Raw genomic sequence first — 802 nt, forward strand, 5'->3', positions numbered from 1 at the left:
CGCTCAGGTTCAGCATTCCGCGGTCGGCTCGGAACGCGACGCACACGACTCCGTGCGCGACCGAGAGATCAGCGTCGAACAGGCACATCTGGACCGGGTGTACCGGCGGCTCGAGGAGAAGATCCACGAGGCCGAGTTCCTGATGAACGACGCGGCCCAGCGCGGCCAGGTCGGCACCCCCGGCGCGCTCGCCGAGCGCGACGCGCAGGTCTTCCGCGCCGGTGTGCACCTGAACCGGCTCAACAACGAGTTCGAGGACTTCCTGTTCGGGCGCATCGACCTGCTGCTCGGCAAGGACGGCAAGAAGGGGCCCGACGGGGCCTACACGGCGGTCGAGCCGGCCGAGGGCGCCGTGCGCGAGGACAACACCGCCGACATCGCCGAGACCCTGCACATCGGGCGCATCGGGGTCCTCGACGCGGAGTACGCCCCGCTCGTCATCGACTGGCGCGCCCCCGCCGCCGCGCCCTTCTACCGGGCCACCCCGGTGGAGCCCGGACGGGTGGTGCGCCGGCGTGTCATCCGGTCCAAGGGACGCCGGGTGCTCGGCGTCGAGGACGACCTGATGCGGCCCGCGCTCACCGCCTACCTCGACGGCCGGGAACTGCCCGTCATCGGCGACGGCGCCCTGATGGCCGCCCTCGGCCAGGCCCGCGGCCACACCATGCGGGACATCGTCTCCTCCATCCAGGCCGAGCAGGACCTCGTCATCCGGGCCCCGGCCGCCTCTATCACGTACGTGGAGGGCGGTCCGGGCACCGGCAAGACCGCCGTCGCCCTGCACCGCGCCGCCTACCTGCTC

At 72.4% G+C, this 802-nt stretch carries 1 pseudogene; it reads left to right on the forward strand.

Annotated elements, in window-relative coordinates:
- Positions 1-52: 52 nt before the first annotated feature.
- Positions 53-802: pseudogene (locus tag VT52_RS35080) on the forward strand (helicase); the annotation flags it as partial.

The sequence above is a fragment of the Streptomyces malaysiense genome (assembly GCF_000980885.2).
Taxonomy (GTDB): domain Bacteria; phylum Actinomycetota; class Actinomycetes; order Streptomycetales; family Streptomycetaceae; genus Streptomyces; species Streptomyces malaysiense.